General features: G+C 37.4%; 20 protein-coding genes and 3 tRNA genes. 15 read left to right on the top strand and 8 right to left on the bottom strand.

Features of this window, described 5'->3' with window-relative positions; translation table 11 throughout:
- Nucleotides 1-65: 65 nt before the first annotated feature.
- From AC4CVF_RS05190 to AC4CVF_RS05160, 7 genes are all read left to right on the top strand, one after another.
- On the top strand, nucleotides 66-1091 hold the full coding sequence (locus tag AC4CVF_RS05190) for a methionine ABC transporter ATP-binding protein (protein WP_336954443.1): 1026 nt from the start codon (nucleotides 66-68) through the stop codon (nucleotides 1089-1091).
- Complete coding sequence (locus tag AC4CVF_RS05185) at nucleotides 1088-1783, top strand: methionine ABC transporter permease (protein ID WP_004719300.1); 696 nt, start codon at nucleotides 1088-1090, stop codon at nucleotides 1781-1783. The genes AC4CVF_RS05190 and AC4CVF_RS05185 overlap by 4 nt, the downstream gene beginning before the upstream one ends.
- 196 nt (nucleotides 1784-1979) lie before the next feature.
- The gene (locus tag AC4CVF_RS05180) at nucleotides 1980-2597 is read left to right on the top strand and encodes a hypothetical protein (protein ID WP_490789049.1); all 618 of its coding nucleotides are present in this window, start codon (nucleotides 1980-1982) and stop codon (nucleotides 2595-2597) included.
- Between the two features lie 204 nt (nucleotides 2598-2801).
- Nucleotides 2802-3533, top strand: a complete 732-nt coding sequence (gloB, locus tag AC4CVF_RS05175; protein WP_336954441.1) for a hydroxyacylglutathione hydrolase — start codon at nucleotides 2802-2804, stop codon at nucleotides 3531-3533.
- 24 nt (nucleotides 3534-3557) lie between these two features.
- Entirely contained in the window at nucleotides 3558-3860 is a 303-nt protein-coding gene (locus tag AC4CVF_RS05170; protein WP_490789048.1) for an alpha/beta hydrolase, read from the top strand.
- A 28-nt stretch (nucleotides 3861-3888) separates the two neighbouring features.
- Nucleotides 3889-4290 carry an alpha/beta hydrolase gene (locus AC4CVF_RS05165; RefSeq protein ID WP_490789047.1) on the top strand — a complete coding sequence of 134 codons (402 nt, stop codon included), beginning with the start codon at nucleotides 3889-3891 and terminating at the stop codon, nucleotides 4288-4290.
- A 319-nt stretch (nucleotides 4291-4609) separates the two neighbouring features.
- Nucleotides 4610-4813 carry a hypothetical protein gene (locus tag AC4CVF_RS05160; protein WP_336954439.1) on the top strand — a complete coding sequence of 68 codons (204 nt, stop codon included), beginning with the start codon at nucleotides 4610-4612 and terminating at the stop codon, nucleotides 4811-4813.
- A gap of 173 nt (nucleotides 4814-4986) precedes the next feature.
- Here the strand turns inward: AC4CVF_RS05160 and AC4CVF_RS05155 are convergent.
- The 5 genes from AC4CVF_RS05155 to AC4CVF_RS05135 form a co-directional block, all read right to left on the bottom strand.
- Nucleotides 4987-5071, bottom strand: a tRNA-Leu gene (locus AC4CVF_RS05155).
- A 36-nt stretch (nucleotides 5072-5107) separates the two neighbouring features.
- Nucleotides 5108-5181: transfer RNA gene (locus AC4CVF_RS05150), tRNA-Trp, on the bottom strand.
- A gap of 41 nt (nucleotides 5182-5222) precedes the next feature.
- Nucleotides 5223-5307, bottom strand: a tRNA-Leu gene (locus AC4CVF_RS05145).
- A gap of 108 nt (nucleotides 5308-5415) precedes the next feature.
- Entirely contained in the window at nucleotides 5416-6228 is an 813-nt protein-coding gene (locus AC4CVF_RS05140) for a protein kinase domain-containing protein (protein ID WP_336954437.1), read from the bottom strand.
- The gene (locus AC4CVF_RS05135) at nucleotides 6225-7736 is read right to left on the bottom strand and encodes a DUF3336 domain-containing protein (RefSeq protein WP_490789046.1); all 1512 of its coding nucleotides are present in this window, start codon (nucleotides 7734-7736) and stop codon (nucleotides 6225-6227) included. The genes AC4CVF_RS05140 and AC4CVF_RS05135 overlap by 4 nt, the downstream gene beginning before the upstream one ends.
- A gap of 201 nt (nucleotides 7737-7937) precedes the next feature.
- On the opposite strand from AC4CVF_RS05135, the gene AC4CVF_RS05130 reads away from it, so the two are divergent.
- The 6 genes from AC4CVF_RS05130 (at nucleotide 7938) to AC4CVF_RS05105 (ending at nucleotide 17751) form a co-directional block, all read left to right on the top strand.
- Nucleotides 7938-8810 carry an ATP-binding protein gene (locus AC4CVF_RS05130; protein WP_336954435.1) on the top strand — a complete coding sequence of 291 codons (873 nt, stop codon included), beginning with the start codon at nucleotides 7938-7940 and terminating at the stop codon, nucleotides 8808-8810.
- A 479-nt stretch (nucleotides 8811-9289) separates the two neighbouring features.
- Nucleotides 9290-12862 (top strand): DNA polymerase III subunit alpha, encoded by a 3573-nt coding sequence (gene dnaE / locus AC4CVF_RS05125; protein ID WP_419327750.1) that lies wholly within the window; start codon nucleotides 9290-9292, stop codon nucleotides 12860-12862.
- A gap of 41 nt (nucleotides 12863-12903) precedes the next feature.
- Nucleotides 12904-13737 carry an RNA methyltransferase gene (locus AC4CVF_RS05120; RefSeq protein WP_336954433.1) on the top strand — a complete coding sequence of 278 codons (834 nt, stop codon included), beginning with the start codon at nucleotides 12904-12906 and terminating at the stop codon, nucleotides 13735-13737.
- Nucleotides 13737-14561: a serine O-acetyltransferase gene (gene cysE / locus AC4CVF_RS05115; RefSeq protein ID WP_336954431.1), complete on the top strand. Its 825-nt coding sequence runs from the start codon at nucleotides 13737-13739 to the stop codon at nucleotides 14559-14561. The genes AC4CVF_RS05120 and cysE overlap by 1 nt, the downstream gene beginning before the upstream one ends.
- A 149-nt stretch (nucleotides 14562-14710) precedes the next feature.
- On the top strand, nucleotides 14711-15637 hold the full coding sequence (locus AC4CVF_RS05110) for an ABUW_2363 family tetratricopeptide repeat lipoprotein (RefSeq protein ID WP_336954430.1): 927 nt from the start codon (nucleotides 14711-14713) through the stop codon (nucleotides 15635-15637).
- A 101-nt stretch (nucleotides 15638-15738) separates the two neighbouring features.
- Complete coding sequence (locus AC4CVF_RS05105) at nucleotides 15739-17751, top strand: lipase family alpha/beta hydrolase (protein ID WP_336954429.1); 2013 nt, start codon at nucleotides 15739-15741, stop codon at nucleotides 17749-17751.
- 100 nt (nucleotides 17752-17851) lie between these two features.
- Here AC4CVF_RS05105 and AC4CVF_RS05100 read toward each other — a convergent pair whose 3' ends face one another.
- Nucleotides 17852-18271, bottom strand: coding sequence for a GFA family protein (locus tag AC4CVF_RS05100; protein ID WP_419820263.1), 420 nt, complete (start codon nucleotides 18269-18271; stop codon nucleotides 17852-17854).
- 168 nt (nucleotides 18272-18439) lie between these two features.
- On the opposite strand from AC4CVF_RS05100, the gene AC4CVF_RS05095 reads away from it, so the two are divergent.
- On the top strand, nucleotides 18440-18685 hold the full coding sequence (locus AC4CVF_RS05095) for a hypothetical protein (protein ID WP_336954427.1): 246 nt from the start codon (nucleotides 18440-18442) through the stop codon (nucleotides 18683-18685).
- Nucleotides 18686-18793: 108 nt separating this feature from the next.
- A complete protein-coding gene (locus AC4CVF_RS05090; protein ID WP_004719280.1) occupies nucleotides 18794-19231 on the top strand; it encodes a PaaI family thioesterase in 438 nt (145 codons plus the stop codon).
- A 36-nt stretch (nucleotides 19232-19267) separates the two neighbouring features.
- Here AC4CVF_RS05090 and AC4CVF_RS05085 read toward each other — a convergent pair whose 3' ends face one another.
- Nucleotides 19268-19954: a hypothetical protein gene (locus tag AC4CVF_RS05085; protein ID WP_419359529.1), complete on the bottom strand. Its 687-nt coding sequence runs from the start codon at nucleotides 19952-19954 to the stop codon at nucleotides 19268-19270.
- Nucleotides 19955-20114: 160 nt separating this feature from the next.
- Nucleotides 20115-20747 (bottom strand): HD domain-containing protein, encoded by a 633-nt coding sequence (locus tag AC4CVF_RS05080; RefSeq protein WP_490789045.1) that lies wholly within the window; start codon nucleotides 20745-20747, stop codon nucleotides 20115-20117.
- Nucleotides 20748-20967 lie beyond the last annotated feature (220 nt).

Here is a 20967-nt window from a genome sequence, read left to right as displayed (position 1 = left end):
AGGCCCTCATAAAACAGGCAAAGTGAATTTGCCTGTTTTTTCTTTTTGCTATAGTTTTTGACGATATGATTGAATTTAAAAACATTTCAAAACACTATGAGTTGAAAGGTCAAACCATACGTGCACTGGATCAGATTAATCTTGAGATTCCAGCGGGCAGTATTTTTGGCATTATCGGCTATAGTGGTGCAGGTAAAAGTACCTTAATCCGTTTGATTAACTTGCTTGAGCGTCCTAACCAAGGACAAGTCATCATTAATCAAAAAGACTTTACGGCACTTGATGCACGTGCATTACGTCAAGAACGTGCAAATATAGGCATGATTTTTCAGCATTTCAATTTGCTACAAACCAAAACTGTAGCTGACAATATTGAAATGCCGTTAAAATTGCTTGGTGTCAGTAAAGACCAACGTGAAAAACGTTTAAATGAGTTACTTGAGTTCATTGATCTAAAGCATAAAAAAGATGCTTTTCCAGACGAACTCTCGGGAGGACAAAAGCAACGTGTCGGTATCGCACGCGCCTTGGCCAACCACCCCAAAATTTTACTTTGTGATGAAGCAACCTCTGCACTTGATCCACAAACCACGAAATCTGTTCTCGCTTTGCTTAAAAAGATTAATCAAGAGCAAGGGATTACCATTGTCATGGTTACGCATGAAATGGATGTGATCGAATCTGTTTGTGATTTTGTTGCCGTCATGGAACAAGGCAAAGTGATTGAAACAGGTTCTACCTTAGAAATTTTTAGTCAACCGCAACACCCCACGACTAAAAACTTTATTCAAACCGTTTTACAGCAACAACTCCCTGTTAATATCTTAAACAATCTCGAAAATCAAAATCATAAAAGTATTTATAGTCTGCAATTTTTGGGGACTTCAGCGCAAGAAACTGTGGTACAAGCAGCAATTAAGCAATTTGATGTCAGCTTAAATATTTTATTTGCCAATATGACTGAAATTAATGGTTCAGTGATCGGTCAAATGTTTATACAACTTTTGGGAGATACCGAAAGCATTCGCCAAACCATAAATTTCTTTGAAAAAAATGGGGTCAAGGTGGAACAGTCAGGAGTTAGACTATGAGAGAACTCATTGTACAATGGCTCACTACGCTCACAGCACCATTTTGGAAAAGCTCTTTAAGCATTGACCAGTTTGTTACAGCGATGCAAGAAACCATCCAAATGGTCATTTTTGCAATGCTGTTTGGTACCATTTGGGGCTTTGTTCAAGCAATTACCTTGCTGGTTACTCGCCCTAATGGCATTTTACCCAATCGCGCTGTTTATCAGATTTTAAATCCTATCGTCAATGCGCTACGTTCCCTACCCTTCATTATCCTGTTGATTGCGGTTTTCCCACTCACCAAAGCGATCGTGGGTACAACTATTGGTACTTGGGCAGCGATTGTACCGTTGACCATTTATGTTGGTCCTTATATTGGTCGTCTTGTAGAAACATCATTGCTTGAAGTGAATGAAGGGATTATTGAGTCTGCACAAGCAATGGGTGCATCGCCTTGGCAGATTATTTTTAAATTTATTATCCCTGAATCTCGTAGCTCACTCATCCTGAGCCTTACCACAGCAACCATTAGCTTGATTGGTGCAACAGCGATGGCGGGTGCTGTAGGCGCTGGCGGTATTGGTGATTTAGCAATTTCTTATGGTTATCAACGTTTCGATCAAAGTGTGGTTTATCTCACTGTGATTGTCTTATTGATCCTTGTACAAATTGTACAGAGTCTTGGAAATTGGTTATCTAAGCTTCGATAATCTTTGCATCTCATTTTCAATTCTTCTTACTTCTAAAATCATACCCTCCTTGTTGAGGGTATTTTTTTAGTTAGCTACAAGATATAAATCTTTATAAAAGTTTGTAGATCCTATTTAATTCTACTCATTTAATCATCTGCTCTTGATCAATCCTTCAGAACTGATTAAGTTATAGAAAACTTAAGAAATATTTGAAATGAATAATTTTACTCAAACAGTCACCTCACTACTCCTTTTGCTACCTATTTGTAGTTTTGCACAAGCTTCAGACGATTACACCACCACAGTAAAAGTCAATGGTGTAGAGCTCAACCAAGCGCTAAGTGCAACGCAAATTGAAAAATTGCTCGGAAACACCTCTCAAAAAACTATAAAAGCATTTTCTGAATGTAGTGGGAACTATGAATATTCAAGCTCTACTGCATCAGGGAAAAAACTGATGTTTGAAATTTATAGTGAAGACAATCCACAGATTAAGTCTAACTCCTTCTATAAAACCAAAAATAATTTTCAACAACTTGGCACAACCAAAGGACGGGTTTGGCTTTCTTGGACAAATGCACCAGCAATCACAGATACAATCCTGATTAACAATAAACCCATCACTAATCTATATAGCATCAATCAATTTAAAAAAGACTTCCCAAACAGCGCCAAAACTGGCACCAGTGTTTTAATTTTAACGGCATCGGAAGCCAAAGAGTTTTTAAAAAATCCTGCTGAGTTTGAAGCGGGCTATCTCGCCTACGTCAATTTTAATTTTAAAAATGGCAAACTAAGCAAATTAGAAATCAACCAAGGGATGGCCTGTTAAGTTTTATTGAGAATAGCATATTGATCTATATGCTATTCTCTAAAAGAATAACCTACCATATGACTTATTTGTTTAAGCAAATAACATGTCGCACTATCGAATTACATATGTTTTCACATAAAAAAGACTGTAATCAGCTTTCTAACTTGTCTATAGCCTGATTTTGCTATTAAATTTGTGTCAGCATATTCATGGAATTAAACGATGCAATTTAAAATTCACGTCATAGATGTAAAAAATCAATTACAAAACTATATTTGGCTGATCGAAGAAAGTCAAAGCCATGATATCGTTGCAATTGATCCCACTGAAGCATCACTCGTTGAAAATTATTGCCTTGAACATCAGCTGAATTTAAAACAAATTTGGCTCACACACTGGCATAAAGACCATATTGGTGGTGTTCCAGAATTGATCGCAGACCATAATATTCCTGTTTATGGGCCGCGCGCTGAACTGAGTCACATTCCTTTTATTACCTACCCACTACAACACGATGATCAATTTGAATTTCATGGATTAAACATCGACATTATCGCAGTACCAGGTCATACCCTAGGACATGTCGTTTATTTTATTGATGAATTAGACAGTGTTTTCTGTGGTGATACCCTTTTTGCTATGGGTTGTGGACGTATGTTTGAAGGAACTGCTGAACAATTTTATCACTCTCTCAATCGCCTCGCCGCTTTACCACCAAGAACCAAAGTTTACTGTACACATGAATATACCCTTTCTAATGCACAATTTGCTTTGCATATCGAACCAGAGAACCGAGCAATACAACAACGTGCCGAAGAGATCCAACTGCTTCGTGAACATGGGCAAATCACATTGCCCAGTACCATTGAACTTGAGCTTGAAACCAATCCTTTTTTACGTGTCGAAAGTGCTGAAGAATTTGCACGTATTCGCGCATTGAAAGATAATTTTTAAGCAATCACGATTATTGTCCTCACAATGTTAAAACTGCGCCAACTTAAGCCTCTGTTTTTAAAAGCCTCTCAGCGGGCGGTACTGATATTACATGCATATACCAGTACCGTTCAAGATATGAGGGCCTTGGCAAAATTTCTGCATCAAAATGGCTACACTTGCTATGCACCTAGCTACGCTGGACATGGTTTAACGATTGATGAGTTTCTCACTTACACTACAGAGGATTGGTGGCGAGATACACATAATGCTTATCAATTCTTAGAAAATCAGGGTTATAAGCATATTGCTATCATTGGGCGCAATTTTATCATTAAAACTCACTGAGTACTTTCCGATTGATGCTTGTATTAGCATGTCTGCACCACAGGATCGAAATGTAAATGATCTCTTTAAGCGATTAAAACACTATGCAGAATATCTTCATCAATTTCAGAATAGCGATTTAGAACTAGACATAAAAAGCTTAGAAAATAAAGCAACAATACAACTACACCAATTGCATCAGTTTATTGCCGTAACCATAAGCAATGTTTCTTTAATTCGCGCGCCTATTTTTTTATTGTATGGTGAATTAGATGATGTACATTATCAATCCAGTGCACAAATTATTTATAATCATGTCAATTCCACAGAAAAACAGATTAAAAGCTATCCCAAGACAGGACACCTCATGACCTTAGGCAAAGATCAGGCTGAATTATTTAGTGATATTTTAGATTTTTTACAACAACATCATCCTGTTCGACTGCAATAATCTATTCTTCTGTTAAATTTACTTACATTTATTCAAACTAAAAATGAGAAAATTTCTGCTTTTAAAAATAGATATCTTTGCATCAAAATATTACAAGGACAATTTCCACACTATTTTAACAATTTGTTTTATTTAACTATTTTATAATAAATTCACATTTTATTCATATTTATAGCAAAAAAATACGCAATGATACAAAAGCCTCATTTCTCAAATTGCTCAAATATTGATATAAAAAATAACTTTCATCAAGTTTCCCCTTTAAAAATTTAATGATCACCCCTATTAAATTTATAGGCAGGAATTAAGGAGATCTTCTGTGAAAAAGGTTGTAAAGGCAAAGAATTTAATCGCTTTTCGTATTTGGTTAGAAAAATTAGGCTATTCAGTAAAAAATTTAGCTGATGGAAAAGGATTTACTTTCAGCTTTAAAAAAGAATATGGTTTAGTCACTTGTGATTTATCAGGTAATAACTTAGCGATACAGCTCGGTGAAGAGTTTGAGGATCACTTAAAGGCTTAGTAAGTGTGTAAATGAAGTTTCTCTTTAAAAAGACCTAAACGATTTCGTTTAGGTCTTTTTTTGATCTGGATAAAATTAAATTCCCAAACCTATGACTAAGATAAGATACAGCATCATCAGAATAAAAATTTAGGCATAAAAAAAGCATGATTTTCATCATGCTTTTTTAAATTTGGTGGGGACGGAGAGACTCGAACTCTCACACCTTGCGGCGCTGGAACCTAAATCCAGTGCGTCTACCAATTTCGCCACGTCCCCGAATAAAAACTAACGTTTTAGTCTTTTTAAATAACTTGGCAGAGGATCAAGGACTCGAACCTTGACGAACGGTTTTGGAGACCGTCATGCTACCATTACACCAATCCTCTATAACACTTCATTTTGCTTCAGTACCGCAAAATGAATTGCTTGGTGGGGACGGAGAGACTCGAACTCTCACACCTTGCGGCGCTGGAACCTAAATCCAGTGCGTCTACCAATTTCGCCACGTCCCCAATGGCTGTGTATATTATAGAGATCGTTTTATTATGACAAGCCCTTTTTTCGAAAAAGACACTCGTTTGTTTAAATAAAAAACAAATGTTGCAAATACTGCTTTTTGTTTAAACAATTTGGCTTAATACTTGTTTTATTTGATAAATATTTGAACAACGTTGCCCTGTTTTTTTCATTAACATTGCTGTTAAAACCATTTCAAAAATTTTAAATCGCTCTGGTAACACCACATTTAACTCCTGACAATGCAAAAATGCCCAATCTTGATAGCTTTTTGCAGATAGCCGCTGTTGTGTCAACCACTCCAACCAAACGATTCCCAACGCATAAATATCGGATTGAAATGATTTTGCTTGCGCATGAAACAATTCTGGTGCCATATACCTTGGTGTTGCTGTATGTGTCTCAATACTTGTTAGATTTGCGTCTTGAGCTATTTTTACAGCCTGTTCAAAGTCAATCAAATAACTTTTTCCACCCTTAACCCGAAAGTGCTCAACTTTGATATCGCCATGCAGATAACCATAGTCATGCAGATGTTCAAGCACATCTAAGCTGAGTATCAATCGTATACCAATTTCAGCCAAGCTAAGTAAATCAGGTGCATCCTGAAAAAGCTTTGGGACATCTTCCACCCATAAAGCTTGATCAATGACCTCTTCTTCAATTTTAAATTGCTGAAATGGATCAAATATTGAAAAGTTTAATATTACAGGCTGAGATTCTGTCTCCAATGCATTCAATTTGCTATAGCAGTTTAGCTCATTGAAAAAGTGCTGTTGATAACAGCGATTCGAATTTTTGAGCTGCAATTTCAACCAAAACCATTGCTGTCCCTGTTGAATTTGATAAACACGGCGACCAAATTTTTGACTTTGGATTGAATTATATGCAACTGGAAGAATTCTGCTTTGGCTCATACTTCGATCAATTGTTCTGCTGGTATATCTTTCGTCATAGGATGATTCAAAACTTCTAGACAATGTTGGATTGTTTTACCAATACGTGCATGTGTTTCTATACTTGAAATTTTTGGCCAAGTTGCACGCTCACCTTCTCGTTGCAACAGCTTAAATAGATATGGGCGTGGGTTCTGTAACATATAGCTATAATGGCGTAGACTATACTCCCCAATAATATTGACATCACCATAGTAGCGCTGGTCAATAATACCGTAACCGTGATCGAGTAAACGACGCATAGATGGCACTCTTCCCATACGACCTCGAGCAAAATCCATGATCCCCATTGCAGCCATGCGTCCTTGACTACGTACGATACGTTCAGGCCAACTCAGTAAATCTCTACGGTAACGTTCTTCATCATTTTGCATAAACGGTACAATATGTGGATTAACCTGACTGGCAATGGTGTAATTCAAATTATAAAGACGTGACATGCGCTCTTGAGGGAAATCATTTCGTACGCTGCCATCCACCCAACGGGTATTGGCCAAATAAGGAGTATGTACACCATCGTAACGTTTACTAATTAAACGCACAGGTGGAAATAAAACAGGTACAGCACAGGATGCCAATACTGCACTCCAGACCAACAAATCTGGTGAGGTATATTTATTCATGATGCGTACATCTTCTTGAGAAACATCATAAGGTGCAACGGTGACATTAATATCTAATCCTGATTTTTCAAAAGCCTCATGAAAAGTCACATCGCCTAAATTTTCAACCAAGAATTTTTTAAGATATCGGACATCTGCAAAACCACCATTGCCTTTGATTAATTCTTTTACACTACGAAAGTGAAAAGCTTCGCTATAAAATTGGTCACCACTGAGTAAGTTTGGAATTTCACCTGGTTCATTTACCCCCAACATCGCAGTCATAATTGCGCCAGCACTCGAACCTGAAAGTACTTTGGGCATCAAGTCTTGTTCCATCAATGCTTTACAAACGCCACTATGAAATAAACCCAATGTAGCCCCACCTGAAAACATCAATGCAGGTTGACCATAGGCCTTTTCACAGTTTTCAAAAAACTTCCTTTTACTTTCATGACATAAAGTTTGGCAACCATCTGAAGCGATGAATGCCAAACTATTACTCACTTCCTCAATATAATCTTCAATTATTTTTTTTGTCCCAACATAGGTATGCGCAAATAACATCGGGTGCCCAATATTGGCAACATCATGACTAAATCCCTCTCTAAGGATATACATCAAGTCTTGGGTTCGATTTTGCATTCGGTAACGGCGTAATAAATTTAATCGATGGGAAATAATTTCAGCATCAAAATATGGTGAGGTATTATCTAGCTTCCACTCCTGTGCCCCCGTTTCTTCATCCAGTTTTAACGCTATAGATTTCCACTCTTCATAGTTTTCTGCATGTTTCAGTTTTCTTTTTAGTTTTTTAATACAATAAGCCTGATGCGGATTTAAATCTTGAGTAAGTTCTAATAACATTTCTAATATTCCTTTGATTTTTAATCCGACACTTTTAAATACCTGTCGATAAACTATGCTGAAAAATAACCAGATAATCAATTACCATAAGTCATTTAATTCTTGCTTTAGATTCCAATTATCGCCTATTGAGATTAGCTCAATAAAATTACTGTGCTAATATCAACCACACATTGTAATTTCTGAAAATAGCGAACGGATATGGCAACTTTCGACTTACCTGACAATATCATCCAAAAATTATCCACTGTTCTGGATCAGTTACATCAAGTCCTTCCTGAAAAGAAACAAGATACTGACTTTAAAGCAGTGGCTTTTAGGTGGCACGATAAACAACTCAAAGCGATTTATAACCCGAAAGCAATGCATTTGGATGATCTTAAAGGGATTGAACGGCAGAAAGCTAAAATTTTACAAAATACTGAACAATTTCTACACGGCTTACCTGCCAACGACATTTTACTGACTGGCTCACGCGGCACAGGAAAATCATCCATTGTTCGCTCTTTACTTACTCAGTATGCAGAACAAGGCTTACGTTTAATTGAAATTGAACGAGATGATTTGTCTGACTTGCCAGAAATTCAAAAAATTATTAAAGATCGGCCAGAAAAGTTCATCGTTTATTGTGATGACTTGGCATTTAATGCTGAAGATGAAAATTACCGTAGTTTAAAAAGCGTGTTAGATGGCTCGCTACAATCTGGCTCAAGTAATTTTGTGATTTACGCAACCAGTAACCGTCGTCATTTATTGCCCGAATTTATGCATGAAAACACGCCTGTAACCAAAGTCGATGTGCCGCAATATAAAGAGTTGCATCCGCAAGAAGCCATCGAAGAAAAGATTTCATTATCAGATCGTTTCGGTATGTGGTTGTCTTTTTATCCAATGGATCAAAATCTTTATTTAGAAATTGTGGAACATTATTTGGCAAAAGCAGCAATGCCCTTTACTGAGGATGTTCGTGCGGAGGCTTTAAGATGGTGTCAGGCACGTGGTCAACGTTCAGGTCGTGCAGCATATCAATTCTCTAAACATTGGATTGGTTCAGAACGTTTAAAGGCATTATAAGCCCAACTTTTTTAGATATACAAAGCTCTAACTGAATAATAGTCAGGGCTTTAAATTATTCATCAAATAAATCGGTTCAATATACATGACCAAGCTAAGCGAATAGCAGACTCTCCAATAAAAGATCATATTTTTATTGGCGTAGTCATCCTAAACTTATTTATCGCACATTAAAGTGTCCCTGCGTGTTGGTCTCATCTGAACACAATCGCACGGACGAACACTGCTACTTTATTTAACCCATATGATTCAAATAAAGCTTAATTTCTTTATTCCCATGCAAAACCGCCTGCCAACATATAACTCAAACTGACTGCTGGTTAATCATGCAACTAAAAGCCAAAATTAAAAAATTCAGTATATTTAAATATATTTCAATAACTTAAATGCAAATCAATAATTCATCCAGAACATTTTATTTCAGCACATCACAGTTTAAGCGTGATAAAATAGCTGGCAGTTTCATATAGGATAGGTCTATGCAGTTTGTTCATCTTGGTATTCATACCGAATTCTCTATTACAGAATCGATCGTACGTATACCTGATCTGATTAAAGCTGCCGCATCTGATGAAATGCCTGCTTTAGCCATTACAGACCTATCCAATCTGCATGCAGCAGTTAAGTTTTACAACAAATCGCTGGGGAAAGGGATTAAACCTATTTTCGGCAGTGTAATTCGATTAAACGATGCCAACCATAAAGCAACTTTACTGGCGATGACCAATAAGGGATGGCGTGGGCTGACTGAAATTGTCTCTCGTGGCTTTATTGAAGGACAACAACTGTCGATTCCATGTGTACAAAAAGAGTGGGTGCTTGAACAGTCTCAAGACATCATTGTACTTTTGGGTCTACATAGTGATGTCGGAGAAATGCTTTGTGCAGCTTATCCTGAAAAAGCCGAACCGCTGTTAGAACAATGGATCGAAAAATTTGGCAATCGTGTTTATTTAGCATTGACGCGAACAGGTCGCCCATTAGAAGAAAGCTTCAATGAAGAAGCAGTTAAACTTGCTGCAAAATACAATATTGGTGTTGTGGCACATAATGATGTGCATTTTGTTAGACCAGAAGATTATGAAGCACATGAAGCACGCGTTTGTATCGCAGATGGATATGTTCTAGGTGATAATAAACGCCCTAAGCACTACAGCCCTGAGCAATATTTTAAAACCTCTGCTGAAATGATTAAGTTATTCGCAGATATTCCAAGTGCGATAGAAAACACCTTACAAATTGCAAAGCGTTGTACAGTTTCACTCCGTTTAGGATTCCATGATCTACCAGACTATCCGATTCCGGAAGGGCATACCATCCATTCTTACTTTGAGCATCTTTCTGAAATTGGTTTAGAAGAACGCTTAGACTTCCTTTATCCTGTTGAAACACGTGATGAAGATTGGGCTGAAATTCGTAAGCCTTATGATGAACGTCTGGCCTATGAGCTTGGCATTATCAATAAAATGGATTTCCCCGGTTACTTCCTCATCGTTATGGACTTCATTCAATGGTCTAAAAATAATGGTGTTCCTGTAGGCCCTGGTCGTGGTTCAGGTGCAGGCTCACTGGTCGCTTATAGTTTAAAAATTACCGACTTAGACCCGCTGCGTTATGACCTACTCTTCGAGCGTTTCTTAAACCCAGAACGTGTATCCATGCCCGACTTTGATATCGATTTCTGTATCGCTGGGCGTGATAAGGTCATCGATTATGTGGCACGCCATTATGGTCGTGATGCGGTTTCTCAGATTGCAACCTTCGGTACCATGGCTGCTAAAGGTGCGATTCGAGATGTAGCAAGGGTTTTAGGTAAATCTTACGGTTTGGCAGATCGTATTTCTAAAATGATTCCGACTAAACCTTTAGGTCTCACCTTAGAAGAATCTATTGAGGCTGAACCACAACTTAAAGATATCGTTACCAATCCATCCAACCCAGATTATGACGATGCTGCTGAAATCTGGGAAATGGCGCTCAAGCTTGAAGGCATTACCCGTAATACAGGTAAACACGCAGGTGGTGTGGTCATCGCACCAACCAAAATCACCGATTATTCGGCAATTTTGTGTGAAGCTGATGGCACAGGACGGGTTGCCCAATTCGATAAAGATGATGTAGAAGCTGCGGGCTTAGTAAAATTCGACTTCTTGGGCTTACGTAACCTTACTGTAATTGAAGATGCGATTCAAAATATCAATAAGCGTATTCAATCTGATAAGCCGTTAAATATTTCAAACATTCCCTTAGACGATCCTAAATCCTATGCAGTATTTGCTGACGCAAATACCACCGCGGTATTCCAGTTTGAATCCGTGGGCATGAAAAAAATGCTTAAAGAAGCACGCCCAAGTAAATTTGAAGAAATTATTGCCTTCGTATCCTTATATCGACCGGGTCCAATGGACCTTATCCCCGACTTTATCCATCGTATGCATGGTGGTGAGTTTGAATACTTACATCCGCTGTTAGAAAGTGTACTCGAACCCACTTATGGGATCATGGTATATCAGGAACAGGTGATGCAAGCCGCACAGTTCTGTGCAGGCTATACACTGGGTGGTGCAGATTTACTTCGTCGTGCGATGGGTAAAAAGAAAGTCGAGGAAATGGTCAAACAACGTGCCACCTTTATTGAAGGTGCTGCGAAAAAAGATATTGATGAAGGTACAGCCAACCATATATTTGACTATATGGAAAAATTCGCAGGCTATGGTTTTAACAAATCACATGCCGCCGCTTATGCTTTAGTTGCCTATCAAACGGCTTGGTTAAAAGCACATTACCCTTCTGAATTTATGGCTGCGGTCATGTCTTCGGAAATGCAAAATACAGATAACATTGTATTTTTAATTGATGACTGCCGAATCAACAATTTAGTGGTATTGCCGCCATCGGTAAATATGTCGTTCTACCAATTCTATGCCAGTGATGTAAACACCATTATTTATGGTTTAGGTGCAATTAAAGGTGTCGGCGAACAGGCCATGCAATCCGTGATTGATTCACGTGAGCAAGATGGTCCTTTTAAAGATTTATTTGATTTCTGCCACCGTGTAGATTTGAAAAAAATCAATAAAAGAACATTGGAAGCATTGATTCGCGCTGGTGCACTGGACTGTTTGGGAATTGAACGCTCAAGTTTAATGGCTCAACTTCCTGAAGCTGTCCAAGCAGCTGAACAAGCACGTTCAAATCGTGAAACGGGTATCATGGACTTATTTGGTGAAGTTGAAGAGGTTCAACGTAAGCCTGCTAAACCTGTAAAGCCTTGGTCAGATGAAGTGCGTCTAAAAGGCGAAAAAGATACACTAGGTTTATATCTGACAGGTCATCCAATTGATGTCTATCGTGCAGAATTAAAATCCTTTATTCCAAATAAAATTAATGAATTAACCCCAACTCGCCGTGGTGTAACTACTGTTTTCGCAGGTTTAGTGGTCGATATTGCCAATTTCCCAAATCGGATGATGATTACCCTTGATGACGGCACAGCACGTATCGAAGTCTCTGCAAATCATGAACGCTTCCAACGCTTTAAAGACATTATTCAAAATGAAAAAGTGGTTGTGATTGAAGGTGAAATTTATGAACGTGAAGGTTTTGACCGTCCTATGGGACGTTTGACCAAAGCATTCACTCTCAATGAAATTCGACAAAAGCGTGCCAATAGCATTGCCATAACACTGAATACTGAAGTGATGACTAAAACTTTAGCCTCGGATATTCAAAAGATCTTACTGCCCTTCTGTAATGTCGATATGTGCCAACATATCCCAATGCAGATCCAGTTAGATTACGACTATGCCACAGCTGAGTTACATTTAGGTCAACAATGGAAAGTTGCCCCATTGGATGAGTTACTTTCGAAATTACGTGATTACTTCGGTAAAGAATCTATTCATATTGAATACCAAGTCAAATCTAAAGCGGCAAAAGCCGTTGATCATCGTGGACTTGCCCAACCGACTCAAGTTGCACCGCCACCAGAAAATATGAGTATGGATGATGCAATGGATGACTATATGGCAGATGCAGGCCAATTCTCTTAACCTCCCTATTTGAATTTAAAGCTTAATATTTTGGAATATTCATGGATATTTTCGACAATGCTGTGATTTCACAGCATTTAAGTCATGTACGTATTGTCATGGTCAATACCACACTTCCTGCCAATATTGGAAGTGCTTTACGTGCGATGAAAACAATGGGCTTAACTAAACTTGTGCTTGTTGCGCCTAAAACCTACCCTCACCCAGATATAGATGCGTTGGCAGCTGGTGCAGCAGATCTGATCGAGCAAATAGAAATTGTCGACAGCTTAGAAAATGCCATTAAAGATTGCCATATTGTATTTGGAACCAGTGCGCGTAGTCGCACCATTCCGTGGCCTTTGCTTGATGCACGCCCTGCGGCTCAAAAATCAATGCAAGCGGTTATTCAACACCAGCAAGAAATCGCTATTGTCTTCGGTCGTGAAGATCGTGGTTTAACCAATGAAGAGCTTGCACTGGCAAACTTTCACGTTACAGTCCCAGTAAATAGTGATTATGGCGTGTTAAATGTCGCTCAAGCAATTCAAGTGCTGTGCTATGAAATGCGTATGGCAACGTTAGAACTGGCTGATAAGAAACTGGATACTGAAGCGATGATGCGTGTAACAGATTCAGAAGATATGCACTGGGATGAACCTTTGGTCACACACGAACAAATGGAACAGTTTTATCCGCATATTGAAAAAATGTTGGCTGAAATCGAGTTTTTAGACCCTAAAAACCCACGTTTACTGCCTTTACGCTTGCGTCGATTATTTGGGCGTATACAATTAGATAAGATGGAATATCATTTATTAAGAGGCATTTTTAGTCGAGTTCAAGCCTTAAATAATGGTACATGGAAAAAGTCAAAAGATGAGGATCAAAACTAATGCTAAAACAGCTTAAAGAAGATATCCAAGCTGTATTTGCGCGAGATCCTGCTGCGCGTAATACATTTGAAGTTTTAACCACATATCCTGGGATACATGCATTAATCATGCATCGTGTTGCCCATGAATTATGGGAAAAAGATTGTAAAACTTCAGCGCGTATTTTGTCTTCTTTTAGTCGTTTTGCAACAGGTATTGAGATTCATCCTGGCGCTAAAATAGGTAAACGCTTTTTTATCGATCATGGCATGGGTGTGGTAATTGGTGAGACAGCAGAAATTGGTGATGATGTCACCCTGTATCATGGAGTGACTTTAGGTGGCACAACATGGAATAAAGGTAAACGTCATCCTACTTTAGCTGACGGTGTTGTGGTGGGCGCAGGTGCAAAAATCCTAGGCCCTTTTGTGGTGGGTAAAAATGCTAAAGTAGGTTCAAATGCTGTGGTGACAAAAGCTGTACCGGATGGCGTCACGGCTGTAGGTAATCCTGCTCGCTTTATTAGCAAAGATAAAGAAATCATCTCAACACCTGAACCAAGTTGTCCAGAAGAAATGAGCAGTGTTATTGAAAATACAGAATTTCAAGCCTATGCAGCTGTACCAGAACAATCCGATCCTATGCTTGATGGTATGCGTGTTCTATTAGATCGCTTAGAACAAAATGAAAAGCGCCTCAATATTTTGTGCCAGCGTTTATCAATTTTAGACCCAACGTTCAATTTACAACACAATATTGAGCAGCCTTTGAGTGAAGATGAAATCAAAATCATTGAAGAAGTTAGACGTGAATGTGAGGCGCAAAACCATTCATCGAAAGCATAAGGCTGCTTAATACTTTACAAAATGAAGTGTCAATAGACTGTAATGTATAATTTTTAATAATACGAACCAAATCAAGTTGCATGTTCAGACGTCTTTTCATAGACTGATGCCCATGCACGTTTTTTAATATAAATTAATGGAAGAAACACATGACGATTAAGCCTTTGGCATATGCATTACTCGCAGCTTCAGTACTTACGGCGTGTTCAACAACACCCATCAAGCAACAAAACAAAGTAGATGTAAACGAGCCTTTTATTTACACTGAGCCTGAATTGTCTCCTCCGTTCTATGCACTAAACCCTTTCGATTACTCTCAACCACCTGTTTTTGAGTTGGAGTTAAAAAAAGCATCGGCTCAACCTGTAAACAAACTTGAAGTTACTGATCCAGCAAATCCAAACCAAAAAATCATTTTAGATACCAATAAACTAATTGTACCTACAGTGAATAGCTCACAACGTGCTATGAAGTATGCAGTACTTGCGGAAAACAATGAAATTGACATCACTGCTATTGATGATTTCTTGCAAATGGTTGAAGGTAAAGCACGCCATTACCCACCACAATTTAGTGACCGTAAAGAGCGTAAAGGCTTTGAGGGTAAGTTAAAAGAAGTCTCTACTCAGCTTGACCAATTAGCCGCTGCACCAAATGCTTCTTTTGATATTTTGATTCGTGCATTTAAAGCAAGTATTTTGGGCCGTAACCTTGACCTTGGTTCATCTTATACAACTAAATCACTAGAATATGCTCAACGTATCCTTAAAATCAACAAAGATGATGCTGAAGCAAACTTGTGGTTTGGTTTCTCTTTATCAGAGGGTGGCGGTCAAAAAGAAGCCATCCCATATTTAGATAAAGCTATCAAACAAGGTGTTCAAGAAGCCTATTTATCTTCTGCAAATAACTTTATTGGTATGGAGCAAAAGAAAAATGCAATCCAAACCTTGAAAAATTATAAAGTGAAATACCCAGAAGAAGCTGAAGTTGCAGATCGTTTAATTGAAGAAATTGAAAAACAAGGTCGTTACAACGTTTGGCAGGTATTAAAAAATCCAGCACAGGCAAAATAAATTTATAAAATATAAAAAATAGACTGAACATTCAGTCTATTTTTTTTGTTTATCAATTGAATAAAACTCACGTATGATTCAGACAAAGATTGATCTAGTTAATGATTATGCAATACTCAAAAAACAATATTTTGCTTTGTGCTCTGGCAATTTGTCCATTGATTTTATCCGGATGCCAAGTTGTCAGTGTAAAAAATCAAAAGGTTAATGTAACTATTGCCAATGAACGTGACAGCATTTTGACACGTTCAAAAATGAGTGAAGCCAGCTTAAATGTTTTGTCAATGACTGGACGAGAAGCCAAATCATGTACAGATGAACCCGAAAAATGTGTGGCAGATTTAGCTGAAATCCCACAGATTCAAGATGAACAACTACTTTCGACCGCAAGTGAAATTTACTTAACCAAAGCAATCAATCTGGGCGACTCATCAGATTGTAAAGTCAGTCTTTTTTCTAAACATCAATCCACTGACAAGCAACAATCCTCCCAAAAAAACTATGAGCAATGTTTAGATCAGCAGATGGTGATGTTAGATAATAGCATCCGCTATAGTTATGCCTATTTATTTAAAACTGAACGCCAACCCCAAGACCGTATTTTTAATAACCGACAAGTTCAGATACGTGACTTTTATAATCAAGCATTAGCTAAACTGATTTCGACATATGCCCTAAGAAATAAAAACCAAAAAGTAGCAAAACAAATTAAAGTTGGCAAAAGCACTTATCGTATTAATTTTAATGGCTATCCTGCACTGGCTCAGATTGAACTTGAGGATCTTGTTTCGAGCTATAACTTAAACTTCTCAGGGTTACGCTCAATCAACCGTAGAGACGGTTTCGGTGCAGAATTTGTTGCAATTTTACCCAACACCACAGCACCTGAAGAAAACAAATATATTGTAAATCCATTTGATTATAAATACAAAAATGGCATGAATCCCAACATTCATCAACCACGTTATTTATCGGTCAGTATTGTAGCACAACCTGAAAATTCGAAGGAATCACTACAAAACATCTTACATAACCCAAATTTTCAACTGAATGTTTATGATCCTTATAGCATTGAAAATTTAAAAATTGGTGGCAAACAATACCCGCTTGCGGCAAACTTTTCAGCGCCCTATGGTCTATGGCTGGCTCAAAATAATTTAGGTATTGCGGCTTATCTGAGCTTAATTGATCGCGATCAAAGCCTGACTATGCCTCATTTGTATATGCTTGAACCATACAACCCAAATAAGAAAGTGATTGTTTTGGTACATGGTCTCGCCAGTAGCCCGGAAGCTTGGATTCGCTTAACTAATGATATTATGGGCGACAATGTATTACGTGAGCACTATCAAGTTTGGCAGGTCTTTTATTCCACCAATATGCCGATCTTAGAAAGCCGTTTTCAGATCAATGCCATCATTAATCAAGGTTTTGCTTCAATTAATCAAAATTCTGCTTCTGCTAAAGATGCTGTGTTGATTGGGCATAGTATGGGCGGGATTATTGCGCGCTTACTCGTCAGTGATGCCAATCTGACACAACCAGCCTTAAAGATGTTGAACAATCGTAAATTTGATAAATTTAAAGATGATCCAATGTTCAAATCTCGTTTGACTATTCAATCTATACCTAATTTTGATCGTGCTATTTTTATTTCAGCACCACATCGTGGCACTGCATTTGCTGATCGCTGGTTCACTTTAGCTGCTCGTCGAATTATTAAGTTGCCAGGTGCATTCTTGGGGGCTTTAGCTGACTCTATTGATGATCGTGATTTAAATGCAAAAAACTTTTTAAAAGATGTTGGGCATGGACTGATTCAAAATGGTCCAAGTGACTTAAGCCATAGCTCAAACTTCACCAAATTGACTGAAAACGTTATGCCGAAGAAAGACATGATCTATCACTCAATTATGGGCAATATCACCAATAGTACAGATCCTAACGTAATGACCGATGGAATCGTTCCATATACTAGTTCACATTTAGACGGTGCAGTATCTGAGAAAATTATCAAAGGTGGTCATTCGATCCAAGAGACACCTGAAGCGGTATTGGAACTTAGACGGATTTTAAGATTACATTTGACTGAACTTGGACTTTATAAACCATAAACTCAGCTTCTAAAGCAATAAAAATGCCAGTCAATCTTAAATTGGCTGGCATGGAGTTATTGGTTTTATAAAAATTTATCCGAATCAGTGAATAACGCACTTATGAATCAGTGGTTCCGGCAAATAGTGCAATCACATCTGCTTCGGTTAATTTTTTTGTCTCATTGTTAAATGCATAAAATTCGGGCTTATTGTCTATAAAAATTTCCATATTAAATTTTAGTTCTTGAAGCTGTTGATCCAAAGCAAATGCATTGATATTGCAATAGCTTCGGTCTTTGGTCCGCCAAAACAAATTCGTTCCACAACAATTGCAGAACCCACGTTCGCCCCATTCAGAAGAATTATAAATACTTAAGTGATCATCTTGAGTAAACTTTAAACTACCCTGTTCTACATCAATCGTCATAATTACACCGCTCGTTTGTCTACGACAAATTGAACAATGACACGCATGAACATCATGATTTTTTAATTCAACCGTAAAAGTTGTTGCCCCACAAACACATTGCCCTTTCATAATAATTTCCTTATGTTTTATAAATTTTCAATAAAGATACTACAATGATGTAGAGAAATTATAGTGAAACAGATATTTTTTATCATACTCATGCTTTTTAATTGAAAACCTAAATGATTCACTCTAAATTAGTCAATACAACAATTTAAATATAATATTTGGAAAAGTATGCGTTATAAAATTATAGATGTTTATCAGCTCCAAAATATTCAACGGTATATTGCAAAGTGCCTAAAGACACAATCACCTCAATTCATTGTGATTGAAACTGATCAGACCTTATGTAAAGAGCTCGATATTATTGATGTCGACTTACAAGCATCGATTGCCACGTGGGCAACGGGTGAAAGAATTGATTTAAAAATCATTCATCAATCCAACCATATTGAAAAATTCTACGATTTTGAACATTAAAAAGATCAACTCAATCGTTCAAATTCAATAAAAAGTTTGACAGTAAATCCCCCAACATCATATTTTACTTTAAGTTCTCTTTTAGAACCCTATATAAAGGATAAATATATGAAACACCCAAAAGAAATGACAGGGCTTGAATTTCTACAAGCAATGGTTGCTGGACAAATTCCTAGAGCATCGATTAGTGAAACCATCCCGATGGATTTACATGAAATTTCGCATGGTCATGCAAGTTTTAAAGTCAAAGCGGACCAACGTCATTTAAATCCTTTAGGCGGCGTACATGGCGGTTTTGCAGCAACAGTTTTAGACTCAGCAACAGGTTGTGCAGTACATACCACCCTAGAAGCAGGCGTAGGTTATGGCACCATCGATTTAAATGTAAAAATGTGCCGCCCTGTACCTCAAAATAAGCAATTATTTGCTATTGGACAGTTGATTAATTTAAGTAAAAGTCTTGCCATTTCTGAAGGGAAATTGGTCGATGAAGATGGCAAATTATATGCACATGCAACAGCGACCTGTATGATTATTCGTACATAATTGACTGCTTAGAGTGCTATTTATATTGAATAGCACTTATTCAGCATTAGCCTTCGGTTCATCAACATACATCTTACCCATCTTCAACTGTTTTAGGCTCTCATCCCATTCCAAATTACGCTTACAATTGATTGCTTCTGCACGGCTAATTTCTGCCATGTTTTGCCCACAGTATCCCCCACCAACTTCGACTTGAACGATAGCTTTGGCTTGATTATTGATAATCTGATAAGAAAATACCGCACTGTTAAAAATTTCTTGTATGGTTTTATGATCTTTAGATTGGTAGATCACCAGCTGATCTCCCCCATGCCCTCTAAATACACCATCTTCAACACACCGAATTGAGTCAGGTTCATAAATATATTCTGGCTGATCATCCCCAATTAAATCCACAACCGTAACAACATCTTTCATATCAACCGCTACAGCTTGCTTACAATGTTTCTGTGCATCTTTTACCTGCTGTATAAGCTCATCAGGATAACTTAACGTTTTAGATTTTCGCTCTATTTTTGCTTCAGTAATAGTTGTAGGAATTTCGACTTCAATCTCACTGCTTGCCTTTCCTGTATCAACTTTTGCACTCTCAACTTTGTCATTATCTGCTGCAATCGCAACTTTTTTCGTAGACTCTACTTGAGCTGCATTCTGAGAATTTTGCTGAGAGCAAGCACTTAAGAAAACAAGTCCTGATAAACTCAAAATATTAATGATGTTCAAAATATTTTCCTAAATATAAATAGGGTTTGATGTAAAATTTTATGTAAGGTTTAATAATGGAGTAAGTACTTAATGATATGAGATTTAACTATAAAAATGAAATCAACAAATCTATAAAAAACCGAATAATAACGATTTCTATGCTGATCTAGATTCACCTTTAAAATTTTGACAAATTTACTTTCGCATTTTGCTCAAAATGATTTCTAAAATATTCAGTCTGATATAAAGGTTGCATTTGATAAAAATGCTGTAAAACTTCTGCTCTTTTGACTTTATAGATTTCAGTATCAACCCATGCATATTCTTGTTGAATTTGCTGTTCATATTCTGCAAAACGTTCAGGGGGGCTAGCCAAAATTGCCAAATCGATATCAAGTAAATAATTTAAATCATGTTGATTAGACGGCTGATGTTCTTGTGTTGCAATGATCCATTGAGAAACTTTTTTTAAGACCGATTGCGTTAAAATACCCGTACAATGCTTTTGCATTAAGTAAGCACTTTGTTGTTCATTATCTTTTGCTTGTGGATTATAAACGGCATCATGAAACCAAATTGCCAGCTCAACAGCAATAGGATCATTCAATTGCGCTTTTACTTGATGAAATAACTCAAGGCATTCAACAATATGTTGAACCGTATGATAATGACGTTGTGGCTCAGTATAAGCAGCAACAAGCAACTGCTGTAAAAAAATACACTGCTCTTTTTCGATTGCTATCTGATTCGCAAATTCAGCCCAATACTGATTGAATGGTTTGAGGTAAATTTCTGTTTTAGCTATGATCATATTTATAGAACATCTAAGACTTTATATATTAATACAACATTTTTGGCTGTTATCCCATGTTTGGTGATGAGTTTACACATGAACAAATCACCGAAAGACCAGCAGATCATTACATAGTCAAACCAGCTAATTATTCATATAAGTGATTTCTATCAAGTCATTGATCAAAAATGAAGCTTTTTTTGTGCTTTTGAAGCATAGATGGTGATCCTACCGTGGG

The organism is Acinetobacter sp. LipI_19, assembly GCF_058242925.1.
Note: the sequence above shows the minus strand (reverse complement) of the source record. Positions and strands in the feature narration are given on the sequence as shown.

Excerpts from the sequence above, each read along its gene's own strand:
- AC4CVF_RS05190 (WP_336954443.1), top strand. The coding sequence starts at position 66 with ATGATTGAATTTAAAAACATTTCAAAACACTATGAGTTGAAAGGTCAA.
- AC4CVF_RS05185 (WP_004719300.1), top strand. The coding sequence starts at position 1,088 with ATGAGAGAACTCATTGTACAATGGCTCACTACGCTCACAGCACCATTT.
- AC4CVF_RS05180 (WP_490789049.1), top strand. The coding sequence starts at position 1,980 with ATGAATAATTTTACTCAAACAGTCACCTCACTACTCCTTTTGCTACCT.
- gloB (WP_336954441.1), top strand. The coding sequence starts at position 2,802 with ATGCAATTTAAAATTCACGTCATAGATGTAAAAAATCAATTACAAAAC.
- AC4CVF_RS05170 (WP_490789048.1), top strand. The coding sequence starts at position 3,558 with ATGTTAAAACTGCGCCAACTTAAGCCTCTGTTTTTAAAAGCCTCTCAG.
- AC4CVF_RS05165 (WP_490789047.1), top strand. The coding sequence starts at position 3,889 with ATGTCTGCACCACAGGATCGAAATGTAAATGATCTCTTTAAGCGATTA.
- AC4CVF_RS05140 (WP_336954437.1), bottom strand. The coding sequence starts at position 6,228 with ATGAGCCAAAGCAGAATTCTTCCAGTTGCATATAATTCAATCCAAAGT.
- AC4CVF_RS05135 (WP_490789046.1), bottom strand. The coding sequence starts at position 7,736 with ATGTTATTAGAACTTACTCAAGATTTAAATCCGCATCAGGCTTATTGT.
- AC4CVF_RS05130 (WP_336954435.1), top strand. The coding sequence starts at position 7,938 with ATGGCAACTTTCGACTTACCTGACAATATCATCCAAAAATTATCCACT.
- dnaE (WP_419327750.1), top strand. The coding sequence starts at position 9,290 with ATGCAGTTTGTTCATCTTGGTATTCATACCGAATTCTCTATTACAGAA.
- AC4CVF_RS05120 (WP_336954433.1), top strand. The coding sequence starts at position 12,904 with ATGGATATTTTCGACAATGCTGTGATTTCACAGCATTTAAGTCATGTA.
- cysE (WP_336954431.1), top strand. The coding sequence starts at position 13,737 with ATGCTAAAACAGCTTAAAGAAGATATCCAAGCTGTATTTGCGCGAGAT.
- AC4CVF_RS05110 (WP_336954430.1), top strand. The coding sequence starts at position 14,711 with ATGACGATTAAGCCTTTGGCATATGCATTACTCGCAGCTTCAGTACTT.
- AC4CVF_RS05105 (WP_336954429.1), top strand. The coding sequence starts at position 15,739 with ATGATTATGCAATACTCAAAAAACAATATTTTGCTTTGTGCTCTGGCA.
- AC4CVF_RS05100 (WP_419820263.1), bottom strand. The coding sequence starts at position 18,271 with ATGAAAGGGCAATGTGTTTGTGGGGCAACAACTTTTACGGTTGAATTA.
- AC4CVF_RS05095 (WP_336954427.1), top strand. The coding sequence starts at position 18,440 with ATGCGTTATAAAATTATAGATGTTTATCAGCTCCAAAATATTCAACGG.
- AC4CVF_RS05090 (WP_004719280.1), top strand. The coding sequence starts at position 18,794 with ATGAAACACCCAAAAGAAATGACAGGGCTTGAATTTCTACAAGCAATG.
- AC4CVF_RS05080 (WP_490789045.1), bottom strand. The coding sequence starts at position 20,747 with ATGATCATAGCTAAAACAGAAATTTACCTCAAACCATTCAATCAGTAT.